We start from the raw sequence: 19,391 nt of genomic DNA, 5'->3' as shown, positions 1-19,391 counted from the left end.
AACGGTCCTCATCGGCCCTCACGGTATGTGCGGGCGGACGCGACGACGCTAATGTGCTGGGGTGGAAGCGCTTCGGTCGGCGGACCCGGACTCGATCGGCCCGTACCACCTGCTCGGACGCCTCGGTGAGGGCGGCATGGGAACGGTGTTCCTGGGTCGGCGCGACGGCGCCGGTCCCAGGGTCGCGATCAAGGTGATCAGGCCGAGTCTGGCCGTCGAGCCGGAGTTCCGCCGCCGGTTCCAGCGTGAGGTCGAACAGGCCCGTCAGGTGCCTCCGTTCTGCACCGCCGAGGTGCTCGACGCCGATCCTGACGCAGAGCTGCCGTACCTGGTGGTGGAGTATGTCAACGGTCCCACTCTGGCGTCGGTGATCGCCGAGCACGGGCCGTTGACCCCGGCGAACCTCCACGGTCTGTCGATCGGGGTCGCCACCGCGTTGACCGCGATCCACGGCGTGGGCATCGTCCACCGCGATCTCAAACCCGCCAATGTGCTGCTCGCGCCGGGCAGCCCCAAGGTGATCGACTTCGGGATCGCCCGTGGCCTGCACGTGACCCAGAGCCTGACCGAGGCGAACCAGCTGGTCGGCAGCATCGCCTACATGGCCCCGGAACGCTTTGCCGACGGCCGGCCGACGATGGCCTCGGACATCTTCGCCTGGGGCGTCATCGTCGCCTACGCCGGCGCCGGCCGGCTGCCGTTCCCGGGCGACTCCACCGCCGGCATCGTGGCCCGGATCCTTGGCGGTCAGCCCGATCTGGCGGGCCTGTCGGCGCCCCTGCGTCCGCTGGTGGCGGCTGCCCTGGCGACCGACCCGGCTCAGCGTCCTACCGCCCGTGAGCTGGTCAACCACCTCATCAGCGGGGCCGCCCACCAGACCCTGGACGTAGGCCGGCTCATCGACCGGGACCAGATCGTCGGCGGTTCGGAGACGCCGCCAACGCCTCCGCCAACGCAACCGCCTCCGCCAACGCCAGCGGCGCCGGCGACGCGGCGACGGGGCGCCGGCCGTGGTCTGATCATCACGCTCAACGTGGCGGTGCTCGCCATGACGGCGCTGGTGGCGGCCCTCGTCGCGGGGGTGATCCGGATTCCCCCAGCCCTTGTCCCGGTAGGCGCCGCCGGCGAGGGCGGCGGCGGCAGCAGCGTGGCGCCGTCGCCGGCTCCGGCCGGCCCGCCGTCGGCGTCCGCGCCAGGCGTCCCCGCCGATGCCGAGCTGCTGGTGCGTGATCAGCTCACCGTGCCCGGCCACTGGATTGCCCAGTCACTCAAACAGTGGCGCTGCGACTTCGGCGACGGCAGCCTCAGCGTCTACATGGACACCACCGGCTCCTACCGGTGCCGGGGCCCCTACCAGCCCGCTGAGGACGTCGGCGCGTTCGTCGATGTGACCCTCGTGGCGCCGGGCAGCTGCGCGGGAGTCTGGTTCCGCTTCTACGACAACCGCGGGTACGCGCTGCGGGTGTGCCCGGAGAAGCTGCAACTTGTCGCTCACGAACAGGCCAGGGTGGAGCCGCTGCGCGCGTTCCGACTGAACAGTCCGATCGCGACCGGCGTCACGGCGCGGATCGGGGTGGTCGCCCGCGGCGAACGGTTGGTGTCCTACCGCGACGGCGTGGTGGTGGGGGAGACCCGGGACGCCACCTTCATCCGCGGCAACGTGGTGCTCGGGTTGTTCCAGACCGACGCCCCCGAGGAGAGCGGCCTGCCGACGAAGGTCCGGTTCGACGACATCGAGATCTGGAAGATCTTCCCCGGCGCGCCCCAGACCGGCACGTCCCGCCGCCCGCACGTCGACAATCAGACGCGCGGCGGGCCCGCGGCCGTACCGGCTCGGGCCCGCCCGGCGGTGGGCATCAGAACTTCGGCGCGTCCGGCGCTTCCAGCAGACCGAGCTTGAGCGCGGTCATCAGCGCCTGAGCCCGGTTCGCCGCCCCCAGCTTCTCGTACAGCTTCGAGATGTGGGTCTTGGCCGTGGACTCGCTGACGAACAGCTGCTTGGCGATCCCCGCGACGCTCATGCCGTCGGCGAGCAGCCGCAGCACCTGCCCCTCGCGGGGCGACAGCTGCGGTCCGGCCGGGGCGAGCCGGCGCTTCATGGCGTCGGCGAGGTCGGCGGCGGTGAAGGCGCTCGGCGCGCTGGCCGCGTGGCGCGCGGCCGCGACGACCTCGTCGGCCGGGGCCGTCTTGGGCACGAAGGCGCTCGCCCCCGCTTCGAGAGCGCCGAACAGCTGGTCGTCGCCGGCGTACATGGTCAGCACCACGATTCCCATGGTGGCGCTGTTCTTGCGCAGCGCCCGGGTTGCCTCCAGGCCGCTGCCATCGGGCAGGCGCAGATCCATGATGACCACGTCGGGCTGGAGCGCGCCGGCCTGACGCACGCCCTCGGCGGCGGTGGCGGCCTCGCCGACCACCTCGAACTCGCGGTCACGTTCGAACGCGTGCCGCAGACCCTTGCGGATCAGGTCGTGGTCGTCGACCAGCAGAATCTTCGTGCGCGTCCCCGGCGGCGGTCCCTGCGGGCTCACCGGTGGGGTGGGGCTCGTCGTCATGGCTCGATTACTCCGTTTCTGCTGCGTTCACGCTATCGCGCACGCTATCGCGTCCGGGGGGACTTCCCACGACTACTGCGACAGATGTGCCGTTGGGATGTCGCGGATTGATCTCCAACCGACCCCGAACGCGGTTTGTCCGCTCTCTCATAATCGCAAGCCCGTAGTGGCCGTCGGGGCGATGGTCAGGCAGTCCCCGACCGTCGTCCTCGACGGCGATCCGGGCGTAGGGGGGGTCGACCTCGCAGGTGACCCACAGGTTGCTCGCGCCGGCGTGTTTGCGGGCGTTGGTGATCGCCTCCTGCGCGATCCGCAGCAGCTCCGCCTCGGTGGCGGCCGGCATCCGGTTGGTGGACTCGTCCAGCGACAGGTGCACCCGCAGGCCGGCGGAGGCGCCGACGGTGCGGGCGTACTCGGCGATCGCCGCGGCCAGGCCGCCGTGCCGGTCCACTTCGCTGCGCAGCTCGAACAGGCTCAGCCGCAGCTCGGTGATCACCCGGGTGACTTCGCCGCGCAGGGAGCGCAGGGTTTCGGCTGAGTCGTCCGAGCCGGCCTCCGGCAGCATGGCCAGGGCGTTGTCGATGCCGTAGCCGACCATCACCAGCTCCTGGGCCACCCCGTCGTGGATCTCCCGGGCCAGCCGTTGGCGCTCCTCGTTGGTGGCTATCGACCGCACCTCGTCGAACAGCAGCGCCGCCTCCAGCCGCAGCGCGGCGGCGGCGCTCACCGACACCACCCGGTCGACGACATCGGCGGGGTAGCCAGCGCTGACGTCCGCCTCGATGATCATCAGGCCGACGGTGCGGACGCCCGCGATGAGCGGGACCACCATCGAGGACACCTCGTCTGAGCGGTGCGAGCGCGTCTGGGACCGGGCGGCCGTCTGCGCGGTCTGGCTCGCCCAAGCCTCGGCGACGGCCGAGTCGGCGTCGATGGTGGTCTCCCACTCGGCCCGGTCCACGCCGGACTCGGTGAGCACGACGAGTCGCCCGCCGCCGCTGGCGGTGAGCACGGCGGCCCGGTCACACCGCGCGATGCTCTTGACCTCGTCGAGCAGGTGCTCGGCGATGCTGCCGGGGTCCAGGGTGGCGCCGGGCAGCTGCCGGGCGACGCTGCGCAGCTGGGTCAGCAGCCGGGTCGCCTCCTCGAACGGGGCCGGACCCGCCGGCGGGGCGGTCACGGCCGCCTGGCGGGCCCCGCCCCAGACCATCCCGACGGCAGCGGCGACCAGCGACGCCAGCGCCAGCCATTGGGCGCACGCGAGCACGTACCGGGGGTCTTCGAGCAGGCTGGGACCGTTGCCGGAGAGGACGCCGCCGACTGTCAGCACGGCGACGGCGACGGCGAGCAGGGCGAGCGCCTCCCGGCCGCGCTCGGCCAGCCCCGCCGCGGCCAGCGGGACGCACAGGTACGGCAGCACCGCCGACGCCGCGAAGCCCGGCCCGGACACCCCGGCGGTCATGGCCGCCACGGCGACGGCCCCGGCTGCCAGCCCCACCACCACAACCTCGGCGAACCGGCCGAGCGTGATCAGGGTCTGGTGGGCGGTCAGGACGGCCGGGATCCCGGCGACGGCCAGCAGCGCCGGCCACCACAGCTGCTGCGCGTCCCTGGTGACGACCCAGACGAGGATCGCGACGAGACACAACAGCGCGCTGCGCGTCACCAGCGCGGACGGTCGCTTGAGGAGTCCGGTTTCAGCACGCACTCGCATGATCGTAGACGGGCGGCGGCCGGTTCGGGCCACGCCCGCGCCGACCGGCCGTGGACGAGCCGTGACCCCGGCGGCCCGGACCGGCTGACGCCCGCGCCAGGCGGGCGCCGTGACGGCCGGTCAGGAGCGGGTGTAGAGGGCGGCAACCTCGTCGGCGTACATCTCCAACACCGTCGTGCGCTTGACCTTCAGCGACGGCGTCAGCTCGCCGGTGGACTCGGCGAAGTCACGCGGCAGGATGCGGAACGTGCGAATGCCCTCGGCCTGGGAGACGGCGCTGTTCGCGCTGTCGATGGCTGACTGGATGAGCGTGCGCAGGTCCGGATCGTCGTGCAGGTCGGCGACGGTGGAGCCAGTGGGTTTGCCGGCCCCGGCCAACCACCCGGGCCACGCCTGATCGTCGATGGTGACGAGCGCGGCGATGAACGGTCGCGCGTCGCCGACGAGCATGCACTGGCTCACCAGCGGGTGTGCCCGCAGCCGGTCCTCCAGGGCCGCCGGGGCGACGTTCTTGCCGCCGGCGGTCACGATGATCTCCTTCTTGCGGCCGGTGATGGTCAGGAAGCCGTCGTCGTCCAGCGCGCCGAGGTCGCCGGTGTGCAGCCAGCCGTCGGAGTCCTTGACCGCGTCGGTGGCCTCCGGGTCGTTGAAGTAGCCGCGGAAGACCAGATCGCCGTGGATGAGGATCTCGCCGTCGTCGGCGATCCGGATGCCGACCCCGGGCAACGGCCGACCGACGGTGCCGATCCGGATCGCCTCGGGAATGTTCACCGTCGCCGCCGGCGAGGTCTCGGTGAGCCCGTACCCCTCGTACACGGTGATGCCGACGCCCCGGAAGAAGTGCGCCAGTCGTGCCCCGAGCGGCGCCCCACCGGACATCGCCGCGGTGCAGCGGTCACCGAGCGCCGCCCGGAGCTTTCCGTACACGAGCCGGTCGAACAACGCGTGCTCGGCCCGCAGCAGCAGCCCTGGCCCGCCCCGGCGCTCGGCGGCCTGGCTGTAGGCGACGGCGACCTGCTCGGCGCGGCCGAAGATGGCGCCCTTGCCGTCGGCGATGGCCTTCTGGCGGGCGGTGTTGTACACCTTCTCGAAGACCCGCGGCACCGACAGGATGAACGTCGGCCGGTATGACTTGAGCGTGTCGCTGAGGGTGAGCAGGTCGGCGGTGTGGCCGAGCTGGCAGCGGGCCTGCACCGCGCCGATCTGGATCAGCCTGGCGAAGGCGTGCGCCAACGGCAGGAACAACAGGGTGGAGGATCTGGCGTCGAAGATGCCCTCCAGCAGCGGCAGCGCGTTGGAGATGTCCGAGAGCATGTTCCGGTGGCTGAGCACGCAGCCCTTGGGCTGCCCGGTCGTCCCGCTGGTGTAGATGATCGTCGCGGTGTCGTCGGCGCTCATCGCGGCGCGGCGGCGCTCGACCTCGTCGGCGTCGACTGTTCCGCCCTGGGCGGTGATCGTGGTGAGCGCGCCGTCGTCGATGACCCAGACGTCGCGCAGGCGCGGCGCCTGGTCCCGCACCCCGGCCACGATGTCGGCGTGCGCCGGCGTCTCGACCACGCAGGCGACCGCTTCGGAGTCGCTGAGGATCCAGGCGACCTGGGCGGGGCTGGACGTCTCGTAGATCGGGACCGTGACGGCGCCGCAGGCCCAGAGGGCGTAGTCCATCAGCGTCCACTCGTACCGGGTGCGGCTCATGAGGGCGACCCGGTCGCCGGGTGTGATCCCGGCGGCGATGAGGCCGCGTGCCATCGCGACGACCTCGTCCTTGAACTGGGCGCAGGTGACGGTGGTCCAGCCGCCCGCCCCGGGGCGGGCGAACGCCGGGGCCTGCGGGGCGACCCGGGCGTTCTCCCAGACCGGATCCGTCAGGCTGGCGTCCGGCCCGATCGACACGACCGCGGGGACAGACAGCTCACGCATGGTCAAACCTCCAGCTCACGCATGGCCGGACTCCCGTGGGGCCAACCGGCCCGCGGTCGCGGCGGGCCGCCCGTGGCGGACGGCATGCGCCTAACGGTAGGTCAGGATCGGACCCGAGGGGAGTAGCCTCCTGACATGGCTGATTCCTCCACCCAGTCGATCGTCGTCGCCGGCGCTCCGGCGGACGTCGCGGCGATCATCTGCGATTTCAGCCACTACCCGCGGTGGGCCAAGGCTGTCAAGCGCGCTGAGGTGCTGGCCGAGTACGAGGACGGGCACGCCGCCCAGGTGCGGTTCGCGATCGACGCCGGCATGTTGACCGACGAGTACACCCTCGACTACGAGTACGCCGAGGACCTCACCCGGATCGAGTGGACGTTGGCCGAGCCGTCCAGCGCCCAGAAGCGCCAGGATGGCTCCTACGATCTGGTCGACAACGGCGACGGCACGACGACGGTGACGTACACGTTGCGGGTGGAACTGTCGATCGCGATGCTGGGCATGTTCCAGCGGAAGGCCGAAAAAATGATCATGGATACGGCGCTTCGTGAGCTCAAGCGTCAGGTCGAGCGCGGGGCGGCCGCGTGAGCGGGCTCGGCGCCGAGAGCGCCGCCCGGCACGAGGCGCAACGGCTGGTCGCCACCGCGATGGCGATGGCCTCCATGGCAGCCAGACGCATCGGCGTCGACGCCGACCAGGTGGGCGGCGCCGCCGCCTGCTGCGTCTGCCCGATCTGCAGGGTGATCAACGCGTTGCGCGACCCGACCCCCGAGTTCACCGAGCGGGTCGCCGCCGGCGCCGCCGACTTCGCCGCCGGCCTGACGAGCCTGCTGCGCAACCTCAGCGAGGCGGCCGCCGCCACCGACCCCAACGAGGCGTCCGCTCCGGCGGCAACCCCGGACCCCGCGCCGGCCCCGGACCCCGCGCCGGCCCCGGACCCCGCGCCGGACGGCGCGCCGTCGCGGAAGCCGATGGCCCGTAAGGCGGTCAGGAAGACCGTGCGCAAGCCCGCCGACGGAGACCACGAGCCCGCCGACGGAGACCCGCGGTGACAGCGGCCGTCGGCATCGACATCGGCGGCACGAAGATCGCCGCCGGCGTCGTCGACGAGTCCGGCGCCATCCTGGCCCGTGCCCGCCGCGAGACCCCCACGGACGATGCCGGCAAGCTCCGCGACCAGCTCAACGAGATCTTCGCCGAGCTGACCGACCAGCATCCGGTCACCGCCGTCGGAGTCGGCGTCGCCGGCTGGGTCGGAGTCGACCGGGCGACGGTCATGTTCGCCGCCCACCTGCCGCTGCGTGACATCGCGCTGCGGGACCAGCTCGCCGACGACTTCGGCCTGCCCGTGGTCATCGAGAACGACGCCAACGTCGCCGCCTGGGCCGAGCACCGTTACGGCGCCGGCGTGGGTCGGTTCGCCGCCCGCAGCATGGTCATGCTGACCGTGGGCACCGGCCTCGGCGGCGGCATCGTCCTGCACGGACGGCTGCTACGTGGCGCGCACGGCGTCGCCGCCGAACTCGGCCACGTCCGGGTCGTCCCGGACGGTCGGCCCTGCCCCTGCGGCCGGCGTGGCTGCCTGGAGCAGTACGCCAGCGGCCGGGCCCTCATCGTCGCAGCCCGGGACCGCGCCCAGGAGGACCCGGCGTCCGCACGCCGGCTGCTTGAGCTGGCCGGTGGCGACCCCCGGCTCATCACCGGACTGATGATCACCGTCGCGGCCGCCGACGGCGACATCGCCGCCTGCGGGGCGTTCGCCGACGTCGGGCACTGGCTGGGGGTCGCGCTGGCCGATCTCACCCAGGTCCTCGACCCGAACGTCTTCGTCATCGGCGGCGGCGTCAGCGATGCCGGCGAGCTGCTCATGGCGCCCGTCCGGGACTCCTACCAGGCGGCCCTCGGGCAGCGTGGCAACTACCCGCTGGCCCCGGTGCTGCCCGCCGGCGCCGGCAACGACGCCGGCGTCATCGGCGCCGCTGACCTGGCCAGGCAGGCCGGCTGAACCCGGAGGAGGACGTGGATGGGCGACCCGGTCCGGTTGCGCGTGTTGTCCTACAACGTCCACACCCAACGTGACGACCCTCGGGCGCTCGCCAGGACCGTCCGCGACCTGGCGCCGGATGTGGTCATCGTCCAGGAGGGCCCCCGGCGGCTGCGCTGGCGGGCGAGATGCGCCCAGCTCGCCCACGGCTTCGGACTCGTCGTGGCCGCTGGCGGGCTGCCGTCGCTGGGAAACCTCATCCTGGTCAGTCTGCGCGTGCGGGTACGCCGCGCCTGGTGTCTGGCGTACCCGCTGACGCCCGGCCGGCACCTGCGCGGGGCAGCGTTCGCCGAGTGCGAGGTCGGCGGGGCGTCGTTGCTGGTCGTCGGCTCGCATCTGGCGACCCACGCCGCCGAACGCCCGGGGCAGGCCCGCCGGCTACGGGACGAGCTACGCAAGTCGACCCGACCGGTGGTCGTCGGCGCCGACCTCAACGACGAGCCGGGCGGGCCGGCGTACCAGGCGCTGACCGAGAGTTTGGTGGACGCCGCGGCGGCGGTCGGGGACGAACGCCCCACCTACCCGTGTCGCGAGCCCCGCCGCCGGATCGACATGCTGCTGGTCGAGCCGGGAATCGGCGTTCGCCGGTACGACGTGGTGGACACGCCGGTGAGCCGGGCCGCCAGCGACCACTTCCCGATCCTCGCCGACCTGGATCTGCCTCGGGACGGCCGAACGGCGGTAACCCGGCCGGTGGACTATGGCAGCAGGAGCGACGACAGGTAGTTGTCGGCCCAGCTGCGCACGTCGTGCGCGCGGACCTGGGCCCGCAGCGCGCTCATCCGGCGCCTGGCCTCTGATTCCGGCGCGTCGATGGCCCGGATGAGGGTGTCCTTGAGGCCGTCGATGTCGTGTGGGTTGACCTGCCAGGCGTCGCGCAGCTCGGCCGCCGCGCCGGCGAACTCCGAGAGCACCAGCGCCCCGCCGCCGTCGCCGCGCGCGGCGACGAACTCCTTGGCGACAAGGTTCATGCCGTCGCGCAGCGGGGTGACGAGCATGACGTCCGCGGCCCGGTACAGCGCCGCCAGCTCGACCCGTTCCAGCGGCCGGCTCAGGTAGTGGATGGCCGCCGAGCCGACCCGGCCGTGGTCGCCGTTGATCCGCCCGACTTCGCGTTCGACCCGCTCCCGCAGGATGTCGTAGTGCTCGACCCGCTCCCGGCTAGGGACGGTCACCTGCACGAACACGGTCTCGGCGGGTTTGACCGCCCCGTCGGCGACCAGCTCGCGGAACGCCTTGAGCCGGTGCTCGATGCCCTTGGTGTAGTCCATCCGGTCCACTGACAGCAGGACGGTTCGCGGGTCGCCGAGGTCGCGGCGCACCTGCGTGGCGCGGGCGGCGACGGCGGGGGAGTCCGCGAGCGCCTCGATGGCCGTGACGTCGATGGAGACCGGGAAGACCCCGGTACGGACCCGCCGACCACCGACGTCGACGCTGGCGGTGGCGCCGTCGCCGGAGCTGGGCAGGTTCAGCGCTTCGCCGACGGCCTGGGTGAAGTTGTGCGCGGAGCGTTCGCGTTGGAAGCCGACGAGGTCGGCGCCGAGGATGCCGCGGAGCACCTCGGCCCGGCGGGGCAGCCGCATGAACAGCTCCGGCGGCGGGAACGGCACGTGAAGGAAGAACCCGATGACCAGGTCCGGGCGTAGCTCGCGCAACATCGCCGGGACGAGCTGTAGGTGGTAGTCCTGCACCCAGACCATGGCGCCTGGCCCGGCCGCCTCGGCGGTGATCTCGGCGAACCGGCGGTTCACCCGCTGATAGGCATCCCACCAGCGGCGGTGGTGTGCCGGTTGTTCGACGGCGTCGTGGTAAAGCGGCCACAGGGTGGCGTTCGCGAAGCCTTCGTAGTGGTTGCGGAAATCCTCGTCGGTGAGGGGCACCGGTAGGGCCCGGACCCCGTCGGTGGGCGGCAGGCTCGGCGCGGGGCCGGTGCGTCCGGTCCAGCCGACCCAGGTCACGGGCGCCCCCTGCAACGCGGCGTGCCGTGGCTCGATGAGCACGCCGGCGCTGCGCTGCCAGTCGTAGGCCCCTTCCACCGGCACGGTCTCGTCGAACGGCAGTCGGTTGGTGACGACCACTAGCGATGTGCGCTGCACCCGTGTCCTCCACACCCGTTGACGGGCGCCGTCGGAGGCTGGCCACCCCTGGACGATCACCCGGTGTGACCCAAGGCTACGAGAGCGTCACCAGTTGGTCGATTCTCAGACGACCGCGCCGTCGTCCGGGTCGTACGGGTCCTCGCTGCGGTCGGGTCGCATCCGGGCGAGCAGGGTGCCGACCCCGGTGAGCAGCAATGCCACCGCGACGAGGGTGCCGATGTCGGCGGTGATGCCGGGGATCAGGTGGGGCATGAGGAATAGCAGCAGACCGGAGGCCACCGCGGCGAGCGCGGCGACGGTGAACTTCGACAGCCGCGGTAGCGGCGGTGGCGGCGGCGGCACGTAGCGGTCGTCGTCGTCGGCGATGCCGTCGCCGAAGGTGTCCAGCCCGTCGAGCAGGGACGGGTCGTCGTCGAACCCGCCGGGCCGCACGCGGATGCCCGCGTCGATCTGGGGGAGCTGCGCCGGGCCCGGGTCGACGTCATGCGGGGCGGCCCCGGACAGGTGGTAGCCGGCGACGATGCGGGCGAACTCGGTGTCGACGTCCGTGGCTGTCGCCGCGGGGCCGGCGCCTGAGCCTGGTCCTGGGTCGGCCGTGGGGTCTGCGACTGAGCCGGCCCCGCCGTCGCCGACCGACGTGGCGTCGGTGGCGTTGACCTGGGTGGGATCCGGGGCGGCGCCCGACGTCGGGTCGACGGTTGGCTTCCGGGCGCTGGCTGGCGGGACGGCGGTGTCGGGTGACAGGCGGTCGAGGTGGCTCCGGGCGGCGTCGATCCGGGTCAGGTCGACGTAGAGCCGGGCTGTGGCCTGGGCGGGAACAGCGGGCCCGGGCGCCTTTGCCTGGAGGTAGGCGGCGATCCCGTCAGCGGCCAGCACGGGCAGCAGGCGTTCGCCGACGCCCAGCTCGACATCACCGGCGTCCGCGTAGCCACCGGCGGCCAACCCGTTGTCGCGCCGACCCTGCTCCGCCTCGCCTGCTGACATTGGCCCCACCCGCTCTCACGTCACCACCTGCCAACGGCTGGCGAAGCGCCGGCATTCCACCGGCCGCCGTGTGAATGGTGACACGCAGGACGGCACTTAGGGGAGTGGGCGAGGTCCGGCCTAGCATGCTCCGTAAGGTCGATGTCACCTCGGCCGCCCGGGGCGACCGAGCGGCGGCCGGCGCCTCGCCGTCACGCCAGGGGGGTTTCGGCCGCGAACGGAAGGGACCTGGGTGCTGTACTGGCTGCTCAAGCACATCGTGCTCGGCCCGATCCTGCGACTGTTGTTCTGGCCGAAGATCGAAGGGCTCGCGTACGTGCCGGCCTCCGGTCCGGTGATCATCGCCAGCAATCACCTGTCCTTCTCCGACTCGATCTTCATGCCGCTGGTCGTACGGCGAAAAGTAACGTTTGTCGCTAAATCAGAGTATTTCACCGGGCCGGGCGTCAAAGGCTGGCTGACGAAGATGTTCTTCCTGGGCACCGGCACGATCCCAGTCGACCGCTCCGGCGGCCGGGCCGCCCGGGCCGCCCTGGACACCCAGCTGCGGGTCCTGCGGGACGGCAACATCGCCGGAATCTACCCCGAGGGCACCCGCTCCCCCGACGGCCGGCTGTACCGCGGCAAGACCGGCGTTGCCAGGCTCGCCCTGGAAAGCGGCGCCCCGGTCGTCCCGGTGGCCATGCTGAACCTCGACGAGATTCAGCCCCCCGGCAAACTCCTGCCGAAGTTGTGCCGGGTCCGGATCAGGTTCGGGCCGCCGCTGGACTTCACCCGCTACGCGGGCATGGCCGGCGACCGGCACATCGAACGGGCGGTCACCGACGAGATCATGTACGAGTTGATGCGGCTGTCCGGACGTAACTACGTCGATATGTACGCCCAGAAGGTCAAAGCGCCCACCGCCTGACGGCCGGCCGCTTCTTGATCCCCGCCAGGCCCGGTGACCGACTCGGGCGGTGACCGGCGCCCAAGCCAGGTAGCGGTGACTCAGCCTGCGGCGGCGAAGAGCTCGTCGTCCGGGCCCACCGCCGGGGCAGCCAGCCACAGCACGCCCGGCGCCCGGTTCCGGGCCGCGAAGGGCCGCACCTCAGCCAGCGCGACGCCCGCCGACTGGTGGTCCCCGGCCCGCGAATACGAGCCGGCGGCCAGCGCCAACGCCAACATCCGGTCGGTGACGTCCGGGATCTCCTCGAAGATCCTCGCCGCGGTCGCGTAGGCGTCGCCCGCGTCGGCGTGCTTACCGTCCGCGGCCGCCAGCGACCCGAGAACCAGGTGTCGGGCCGCCTCAGCCCACGGCGTCGAGTACGTCAGGTTCTCCAACATCGACCCGACTGTCTGGGACGCGGCCCGGCCGCTGAGGGCCGCCGCGTACGCCGCTGGGATGACCCACTCGCCGCTGACCAGCGCCGACACCGGACGCCACGACTCGGCCAGCTCGCGTAGCAGCTCGGTGGCCTCGGCCGGCCGAAGCTCCAACGCCCGGCACAGGGCGCCGATTCCCAGGGTCGTCCACCGTGGCCGGTGGAAGCCGCTGCTGCGCCCCAGCTCCAACGCCCTGGCAGTATCGTCGCACTCCGCGCCGCTCAGCTGCGGACCGTGCCGGAGGACCAGGACACAGGCCCGCGCGCCTCGCACATGCAGGTCCCACTGCGCCACCGGGCTGTCCACAAAAGCTTCGGCGGCGGCCAGGAGCAGGTCGAAATCGCCCTCGAAGTAGGCCCGCATCGCGTCGCCCGAGTAGCCGGTCGTCACGCTGTTGCCGCGACGGTCGGCGGTGTGGCCCTCGGTGAGCAGCTTCTCGGACCGCAGCCAGTCTCCGGTCTCCCGGACCGCCCACGCCAGGTTCTGGGTGGCCCGGCGCAACGCCACCAGCCCGTGCGCCCGGCTGAACGCGACCGCGGCCTGCAACTCGCCGAGCCCGACTGGATCGCCGGACTGGAACCTGGCGGTGCCGATCGTGATCCGGGCGTCGGCCTGGACCTCCATGAGGCCCAGGCGCTCGCTGATGTCCAGCGCGGCGTTGGCGCAGGCGATCGCCGGGGTGCGCTCGTAGTTGAGCATGTGCAGTCGGGCCAGCTCCCCGTACGCCTCGGCCTTCTGGGCCGTGTCGGGCAGCTCCTCGAACAGCTCCACCGCCCGGTCCAGTCTGGTCATGGCGGCGCTGCGGTCGGCGGCGATCCACGCCGCCCGGCCCAGCAGCGTCCAGGCTCTGGCGGCGCCGGCGCGGTCGCCGTCGTCGGCGAGTCTGGCAGCCAGGATGGTGAGGCGGTCCACCCCGCCGCCGGACAGGAACGTGGCGCTGTCGGTGTGGATGGCCAGCTCGTCGTTGAGCAGCTCCAGCTGGAATCGCCCGGACTGGTCCGGGTCGTCGGCGCTGTACAGGCTCAACGCCCTGGCGGCGTGGCCGGCGGCGGCGTCGATGGCATGCAGGGCGTACGCCCTGCGCGCGGCCCGGTGCAGCGCCTGACGCGCCGCCGGCGCCTGCCGGCTGGCGTCCTGACCGAGCGAGCAGGCGATCTCGTAGGCGGCCCAACGGTGCCTGGCCAGCACCTCGGCCAGGTCGGTGTCGCGGCTGCGGGACAGGGCGTCGAGCCAGTCGGCGGTGCGTTCGTGCCGGGCCATCCGCTCGGTGCGGGGCAGCCGTCGGTAGCAGACATCCCGGACCAGAACGTGCCGGAACCGGTAGGCGCTCTGCCCGGCCATCGTGGAGCCGACCTGCTCGTAGACGAAGTCCCGTTGCTCCAGCCGGCGCAGCGACCGATCGACCGACTCCACCGACTGGCCCATCGCCGCCGCGACCGCCCCGGGCCAGAACTCCATGCCGACGGCGGCGGCGGCCAGCAGAACCGTCCGGTCCTTGGGGTCGAGCAGGTCGAGCCGGTTGGCGATGACGGCGTGCACGCTGTCGGGCATCGGCAGCTCCCGCCCGGCGTCCAGGGACCAGCCGCGGCCGGTCTGCCGCAGCGCGCCGCGCTCGACGAGCATCCGGACGTACTCCTGCGCGTACAACGGATTTCCGTCGGCCAGCTCCACCAGCGGACGCAGCATGTCGCTGGCGAAGACCGCCTGGCCGAACATGGACGCGTACAGCGAGGCGATCGCGGTGTCCCGCAGCGGCGACAGGGTGATCGTCAGCGAGCCGGTGGCGCCGGCCCAGCTGGGCTCACGGTCGATGAGCTCGGGTCGCGCGGTGCAGAGCAGCAGCAGCGGCACATCCCGCGAGGAGGCGCCGAGCAGCTCGACGAAGCGCAGCATGGTGTCGTCGGCCCAGTGCAGATCCTCCAGGACGAGCACCGTGGGGCGCCGGTTGGCCATCGCCAACAGGAACCGCCGCCATGCCGACTCGGCCTCCTCCGCCGGCAGCTTCGGGCCGGGCAGGCCGACCAACGGGCGCAGCGCGTCGGTGATCCGGGCGACTTCGCCGGCGCCGACGGCCGGGTGGCGCTCACCGCCGGCCGTGGCCGGGCCGAGCAGCGAGGCCACGGCGGTGGTGAGCCGCTCGTCGGCGGTCGTCGCGTCGTCGGTGTCCAGGATGCCGGCCTCAGCTTTGACGATGTCGGCGAGCGCCGCGAACGTCACGTTCTCGCCGAACGGCGGGCAACGGCCGGTGCGCCAGTTGACCGGCTCGTCGAGGAGGCTGTCGGTGTGCCGGTACAGCTCCCGGATGAGCCGGCTCTTGCCGATGCCGGCGTGGCCGAAGATCGTGACCAGCTGTGGCACCCGCTCCTGGGCGGCCCGGTGCAGGGCGTTGACCAGCAGGCTCAGCTCGTGCTCGCGGTCGATGAGCGGGGTCGGGTCCGGCTCGGCGTCGGGAACCTGCCGCTGCACCGCGGCGAGGGCGAGCCAGACCTCGGTGGGGGCGGTCCGGCCGCGCAGGGTGACCGGCGGTTGCTGGTCGTACCGGATGCCGGTGTGGGTCTGTCGGTAGGTGCCGCCGCAGACCAGCACCCCGCCGGGCGGGGCGACCGACTGGAGCCGGGAGGCGGTGTTGACGACGTCGCCGGCGACGATGGCCTGGCCGCCGTCGCGGGCCGCGAGGACGTCGACGAGGGCCTCGCCGGTGGCGACGCCGACCCGGAACCGCAGTCCGGCGGCGCCTTCGGGCGTGAACCGGGCCAGGACCCGTTGCAGCTCAAGACCGGCGCGTACGCACCGCAGGGCGTCGGTCTCGGTGGCGACCGGGGCGCCGAACAGGGCCATCACCGCGTCGCCGATGTACTTCTCGACGACGCCGCCGTAGCGGCTGATGACGTCGCGGGCGGCGCTGAAGAACCCGTGTTGGAGGTTGCGCACCTGCTCGGGGTCGGATCGCTCCACATAGGGCGTGAAGTCGATGAGGTCGACGAACAGCACGCTGATCCTGCGGCGGTCCTCCAGCCGCGCGGGGGCGGCGGCGCCCTGGTCGGCCGGGTGTGGGCGCGGGGCCCCGCACTTGGTGCAGAACGCGCCGTCGGTGGGGAGCGTCGCGTTGCAGGCGCCACAGACGGCGGCCAACTCACGGCCGCACCCGCCACAGAAGCGGTCTCCGGCCCCCGTGGGGCGGCTACACCAGGGGCACGTGCCGATGACGCGTCCTCCTACCGGACGGCGGGCGGCGCCCGCACCGGGGCCTAGAACAACGAAGGCCTAGAGCATCGAAAAATGCAAATTCACTGAGTTGTGGAATTCTATGCGAAGTATGCCGCACCTCCGCTGCCACGGAAAGTAAGCTTGATGGATCAACGATCCGGCATTCCGGCCCGTCGGCGCAGCGCGATGAGGTCGCTGATGACGATCCGTCGGCCCTCGGTCCGTAGCCAGCCGCGGCCGGCGAACGAGCCGATCGCCTGGTTGACGCTCTGCCGGGAACCGCCGGCCATCTCCGCCAGTTGGCTCTGGTTCAACTCGATCGTGACCATTGGCGCCATCGACTCGCCGGCCAGCCTGACCAGCGTCTTCGCCACCCGTCCCGGTAGGTCGAGGAAGACATGATCGGCGTTCTGTTCGGTGAGCCGGCGGATCAGGCCGCCCAGCGAGCGCATCACCGCGTCCAGAATGCGGGGGTTGGCGTGCACCAGCTCCATGAAGGCGCCGCGGGACAGCGCCAGCGCCTGACAGCTCTCGATCGCCTCGGCCGAGGCGGACCGGGCTGAGCCGTCCAGCAGCGACACCTCGCCCAGGACGTCGGGTGGACGCACCACCGAGAGCACCGCGCGCTCACCGCTGGTCGAAGTGCGGAAAACGGCCACGGCGCCCCGTTTGAGAACGATGAGCGAATCACCGGGATCATTTTCCACGAACAGCAGCTGACCCCGTTTGAACGTCCGGGGGACGGCCGCCGCGAGCACCCGCTGGCGGACCTCCGGCTCCAGCCCGGCGAACATCGTGACGCCGGACAGCGGGTCACCGCCGTCTGCCAGTCGAATCTCCACTGTGCGCCCCTCCCCGCCCCAACCTCATGGCCGCCTATCAGTAGCACGGGCGGGCCCCGCCGGCCATGTCGCTGACCGGCGACAATACTGCCGGCCGGGCCGGTGAGGCTGCCCGGCGCCTCCCAGCGCTGTGACGCGAGGCCCATTGCGACCTAGCGGTCGAAAGGGTATGACGGCGCCACGGGTGTGACCAGGGCCGCGGGATCAGGCAGGATGGCCGTAATGAGCTACCGCTATTTCTACGACTGCGAATTCATCGAGGACGGCGCGACCATCGATCTGGTCTCGATCGGCGTGGTCGACGAGCATGGCCGGGAGTTCTACGCGATCTCGACCGAGTTCGACGGTTCCCGGGCCATCCCATGGGTGCGCCGTAACGTGCTGGACAAACTGCCTTCCCCGGGTGATCCGGCGTGGCGCTCGCGGGAACGTATCCGCGATGAGCTGCGCGAGTTCCTCGTCGCTCCGCTGCGCGGCCAGTCCGAGCTGCGGATGGAGCTGTGGGCCTGGTACGGCGCGTACGACCATGTCGCGCTGGCGCAGCTCTGGGGCGCCATGCCCGCCCTGCCCAGGGAGATCCCGCGCTTCACCAAGGACCTACGCCAACTCTGGGACGACCGGGGCCAGCCGACCCTGCCGACGATGGACGGCCGGCACGACGCCCTGGTGGACGCCCGGCACAACCTGGCCCGCTGGCGCGCGATGCGCTGACCGACGGCCCGACCGGCCGACAGCCGCCTGGCGGATCCGTACCATGAGACCCGTTCGTGCTGGTTCACCAGAGCAGGGGGACACATGCGTATCGGGGTGCTGACCGGCGGCGGCGACTGCCCGGGGCTCAACGCGGTGATCCGGGCGGTGGTCCGGCGCGGCATCGGCGAGTACGGCCATGAGCTGGTCGGATTCCGGGACGGCTGGCGCGGCCCGTTGGAGGGCGTCAGCCGTCCTCTGGGCATCGCGGACGTCCGGGGGATCCTTCCGCGCGGCGGGACGATCCTCGGCTCCTCCCGCACCAACCCGTTCAAGATCGATGGCGGGGTGGGTCGGATCCGGGCCAATCTCGAAACCCAGGGCATCGACGCGCTCATCGCGATCGGCGGCGAGGACACCCTCGGGGTCGCCACCAAACTCGACGAGCTCGGCGTGCACGTCGTCGGCGTTCCCAAGACCATCGACAACGACCTGTCCGGCACCGATTACACCTTCGGTTTCGACACCGCTGTCAACATCGCCATGGAGGCGATCGACCGGCTCCACACCACCGCCGAGAGCCACCACCGCACCCTGGTCGTGGAGGTGATGGGCCGGCACGCCGGCTGGATCGCCCTGCACGCCGGACTCGCCGGCGGCGCCAACGCCATCCTGTTGCCGGAGCGGCAGTTCGACGTGGCGAAGGTCGCCGAGCACGTGTCCCGGCGATTCCAGCACGAGTACGCGGCGATCGTCGTCGTCGCCGAGGGCGCCCACCCGCTCGAGGGGCAGATGGTCGTCCAGCACGGCCAGCTGGACGCCTTCGGGCATGTGCGGCTCGGCGGGATCGGGCAGTGGCTGGCCGGTGAGCTGGAGGCGCGCACCGGCAAGGAGGCCCGCACCGTGGTCCTGGGCCACATCCAGCGTGGCGGCACTCCGACGGCGTTCGACCGGGTCCTGGCGACCCGGTTCGGTCTGCGCGCCGTGCAGGCCGCGCACGAGGGCGACTTCGGCACCATGGTGGCGCTGCGCGGCACCGAGATCAGGCCGGTGCCGTTGAAGGAGGGCACCGCGGAGTTGAAGACCGTGCCGCTTGAGAGGTACGCCGAGGCCGAGGTCTTCTTCGGCAGCTGAGTGAGGAGCGACCACATGTCCCCCGGAACGCACACCGTCGCCGTCATCGGCACCGGCAAGATCGGTGAGCTGATGCTGTCCGGACTGCTACGGGCCGGGTGGCCGGCCGGGGCGCTGCTGGCGACGGCGCGGCGGGCCGAGCGGCGGGAGGCGCTGCGCGAGCAGTACGGGCTGCGGGTGGTCGACAACCTCACCGCGGTCGTGGAGGCCGACGTCATCGTCATAGCCGTCAAGCCGCAGGACGCGGCGGCGCTGCTGGATGAGGTCGGCGGGAAGGTGCCGGCGGACAAGCTCGTCGTGTCGATGTGCGCCGGTCTGCCGACGTCCTTCTTCGCCCGCCGGCTGCCCGAGGGCGCCCCGGTGGTCCGGGTCATGACCAACACCCCGGCGCTGGTCGACCAGGCGATGACGGCGATCTCCGCCGGCGGACACGCCAACGGCGAGCACCTGGCTCTGGCCGAGGAGCTGTTCCGGCCGTTGGGACGCACCATCCGGGTGCCCGAGTCCCAGCAGGACGCGGTGACGGCGCTGTCGGGCTCCGGGCCGGCGTACTTCTACCTGCTCGTCGAAGCCATGATCGACGCCGGCATCCTGCTCGGCCTGCCTCGGCAGGTGGCCCGCGACCTCATCGTCCAGACCGCCATCGGCTCCGCCGTGATGCTGCGGGACTCCGGCGAGCACCCCGTCGCCCTGCGCGAGGCGGTCACCTCCCCGGCCGGCACCACCATCGCCGCGATCCGGGAGCTGGAGCGTCACGGGGTGCGGGCGGCGATGCTCGCCGCGCTGGAGGCGGCCCGGGACCGGGCCCGCGAGCTGGCCGCCGACAACGCCTAGCGTCGT

16 protein-coding genes are annotated in these 19,391 nt (G+C 72.1%); 9 read left to right on the top strand and 7 right to left on the bottom strand.

Annotated features, from left to right (window positions below):
- Window positions 1-61: 61 nt before the first annotated feature.
- Complete coding sequence (locus ABD287_RS06590; protein WP_344169809.1) at window positions 62-1,900, top strand: serine/threonine-protein kinase; 1,839 nt, start codon at window positions 62-64, stop codon at window positions 1,898-1,900.
- Here the strand turns inward: ABD287_RS06590 and ABD287_RS06585 are convergent.
- From ABD287_RS06585 to ABD287_RS06575, 3 genes are all read right to left on the bottom strand, one after another.
- Window positions 1,857-2,552, bottom strand: coding sequence for a response regulator transcription factor (locus ABD287_RS06585; RefSeq protein WP_344169807.1), 696 nt, complete (start codon window positions 2,550-2,552; stop codon window positions 1,857-1,859). The two genes, ABD287_RS06590 and ABD287_RS06585, sit on opposite strands and share 44 nt — an antisense overlap.
- Window positions 2,553-2,559: 7 nt before the next feature.
- A complete protein-coding gene (locus ABD287_RS06580; RefSeq protein ID WP_344169805.1) occupies window positions 2,560-4,260 on the bottom strand; it encodes a GAF domain-containing sensor histidine kinase in 1,701 nt (566 codons plus the stop codon).
- Between the two features lie 126 nt (window positions 4,261-4,386).
- The gene (locus tag ABD287_RS06575) at window positions 4,387-6,186 is read right to left on the bottom strand and encodes an AMP-dependent synthetase/ligase (protein WP_344169802.1); all 1,800 of its coding nucleotides are present in this window, start codon (window positions 6,184-6,186) and stop codon (window positions 4,387-4,389) included.
- Window positions 6,187-6,321: 135 nt separating this feature from the next.
- Here ABD287_RS06575 and ABD287_RS06570 point away from each other — a divergent pair, with 135 nt between their 5' ends.
- The 4 genes from ABD287_RS06570 to ABD287_RS06555 are packed head-to-tail and all read left to right on the top strand — an operon-like array spanning window position 6,322 to window position 8,956.
- A complete protein-coding gene (locus tag ABD287_RS06570) occupies window positions 6,322-6,774 on the top strand; it encodes an SRPBCC family protein (protein WP_344169800.1) in 453 nt (150 codons plus the stop codon).
- Window positions 6,771-7,238, top strand: coding sequence for a hypothetical protein (locus ABD287_RS06565; protein ID WP_344169797.1), 468 nt, complete (start codon window positions 6,771-6,773; stop codon window positions 7,236-7,238). Before ABD287_RS06570 ends, ABD287_RS06565 begins: the two co-directional genes overlap by 4 nt.
- Window positions 7,235-8,191, top strand: coding sequence for an ROK family glucokinase (locus ABD287_RS06560; protein WP_344169794.1), 957 nt, complete (start codon window positions 7,235-7,237; stop codon window positions 8,189-8,191). Before ABD287_RS06565 ends, ABD287_RS06560 begins: the two co-directional genes overlap by 4 nt.
- A gap of 18 nt (window positions 8,192-8,209) precedes the next feature.
- Complete coding sequence (locus ABD287_RS06555; RefSeq protein WP_344169791.1) at window positions 8,210-8,956, top strand: endonuclease/exonuclease/phosphatase family protein; 747 nt, start codon at window positions 8,210-8,212, stop codon at window positions 8,954-8,956.
- Here ABD287_RS06555 and ABD287_RS06550 read toward each other — a convergent pair.
- A complete protein-coding gene (locus ABD287_RS06550) occupies window positions 8,929-10,326 on the bottom strand; it encodes an alpha,alpha-trehalose-phosphate synthase (UDP-forming) (RefSeq protein ID WP_344169788.1) in 1,398 nt (465 codons plus the stop codon). The genes ABD287_RS06555 and ABD287_RS06550 overlap by 28 nt on opposite strands.
- Before the next feature lie 105 nt (window positions 10,327-10,431).
- Window positions 10,432-11,313: a DUF308 domain-containing protein gene (locus tag ABD287_RS06545; RefSeq protein ID WP_344169785.1), complete on the bottom strand. Its 882-nt coding sequence runs from the start codon at window positions 11,311-11,313 to the stop codon at window positions 10,432-10,434.
- A gap of 232 nt (window positions 11,314-11,545) precedes the next feature.
- On the opposite strand from ABD287_RS06545, the gene ABD287_RS06540 reads away from it, so the two are divergent.
- Entirely contained in the window at window positions 11,546-12,223 is a 678-nt protein-coding gene (locus ABD287_RS06540; RefSeq protein ID WP_344169782.1) for a lysophospholipid acyltransferase family protein, read from the top strand.
- Window positions 12,224-12,303: 80 nt separating this feature from the next.
- Here ABD287_RS06540 and ABD287_RS06535 read toward each other — a convergent pair whose 3' ends face one another.
- Window positions 12,304-15,882, bottom strand: a complete 3,579-nt coding sequence (locus ABD287_RS06535) for an AAA family ATPase (RefSeq protein ID WP_344169904.1) — start codon at window positions 15,880-15,882, stop codon at window positions 12,304-12,306.
- Between the two features lie 152 nt (window positions 15,883-16,034).
- A complete protein-coding gene (locus ABD287_RS06530; protein ID WP_344169779.1) occupies window positions 16,035-16,727 on the bottom strand; it encodes a Crp/Fnr family transcriptional regulator in 693 nt (230 codons plus the stop codon).
- 222 nt (window positions 16,728-16,949) lie between these two features.
- Here ABD287_RS06530 and ABD287_RS06525 point away from each other — a divergent pair, with 222 nt between their 5' ends.
- From ABD287_RS06525 to proC, 3 genes are all read left to right on the top strand, one after another.
- Entirely contained in the window at window positions 16,950-17,438 is a 489-nt protein-coding gene (locus ABD287_RS06525; protein WP_344169777.1) for a polyadenylate-specific 3'-exoribonuclease AS, read from the top strand.
- 84 nt (window positions 17,439-17,522) lie between these two features.
- Entirely contained in the window at window positions 17,523-18,551 is a 1,029-nt protein-coding gene (locus tag ABD287_RS06520) for a 6-phosphofructokinase (protein WP_344169774.1), read from the top strand.
- A 15-nt stretch (window positions 18,552-18,566) separates the two neighbouring features.
- A complete protein-coding gene (proC, locus tag ABD287_RS06515) occupies window positions 18,567-19,385 on the top strand; it encodes a pyrroline-5-carboxylate reductase (protein ID WP_344169771.1) in 819 nt (272 codons plus the stop codon).
- The last annotated feature ends 6 nt before the right edge of the window (window positions 19,386-19,391 follow it).

The sequence above is a fragment of the Pilimelia columellifera subsp. columellifera genome (genome assembly GCF_039532605.1).
GTDB classification, from domain to species: domain Bacteria; phylum Actinomycetota; class Actinomycetes; order Mycobacteriales; family Micromonosporaceae; genus Pilimelia; species Pilimelia columellifera.
The sequence above is the reverse complement of the archived record's forward strand: the minus strand, read 5'-3'. Positions and strand labels throughout refer to the sequence as shown.

Excerpts from the sequence above, each read along its gene's own strand:
- ABD287_RS06555 (WP_344169791.1), top strand. The coding sequence starts at position 8,210 with ATGGGCGACCCGGTCCGGTTGCGCGTGTTGTCCTACAACGTCCACACC.
- proC (WP_344169771.1), top strand. The coding sequence starts at position 18,567 with ATGTCCCCCGGAACGCACACCGTCGCCGTCATCGGCACCGGCAAGATC.
- ABD287_RS06520 (WP_344169774.1), top strand. The coding sequence starts at position 17,523 with ATGCGTATCGGGGTGCTGACCGGCGGCGGCGACTGCCCGGGGCTCAAC.
- ABD287_RS06570 (WP_344169800.1), top strand. The coding sequence starts at position 6,322 with ATGGCTGATTCCTCCACCCAGTCGATCGTCGTCGCCGGCGCTCCGGCG.
- ABD287_RS06585 (WP_344169807.1), bottom strand. The coding sequence starts at position 2,552 with ATGACGACGAGCCCCACCCCACCGGTGAGCCCGCAGGGACCGCCGCCG.
- ABD287_RS06545 (WP_344169785.1), bottom strand. The coding sequence starts at position 11,313 with ATGTCAGCAGGCGAGGCGGAGCAGGGTCGGCGCGACAACGGGTTGGCC.
- ABD287_RS06525 (WP_344169777.1), top strand. The coding sequence starts at position 16,950 with ATGAGCTACCGCTATTTCTACGACTGCGAATTCATCGAGGACGGCGCG.
- ABD287_RS06575 (WP_344169802.1), bottom strand. The coding sequence starts at position 6,186 with ATGCGTGAGCTGTCTGTCCCCGCGGTCGTGTCGATCGGGCCGGACGCC.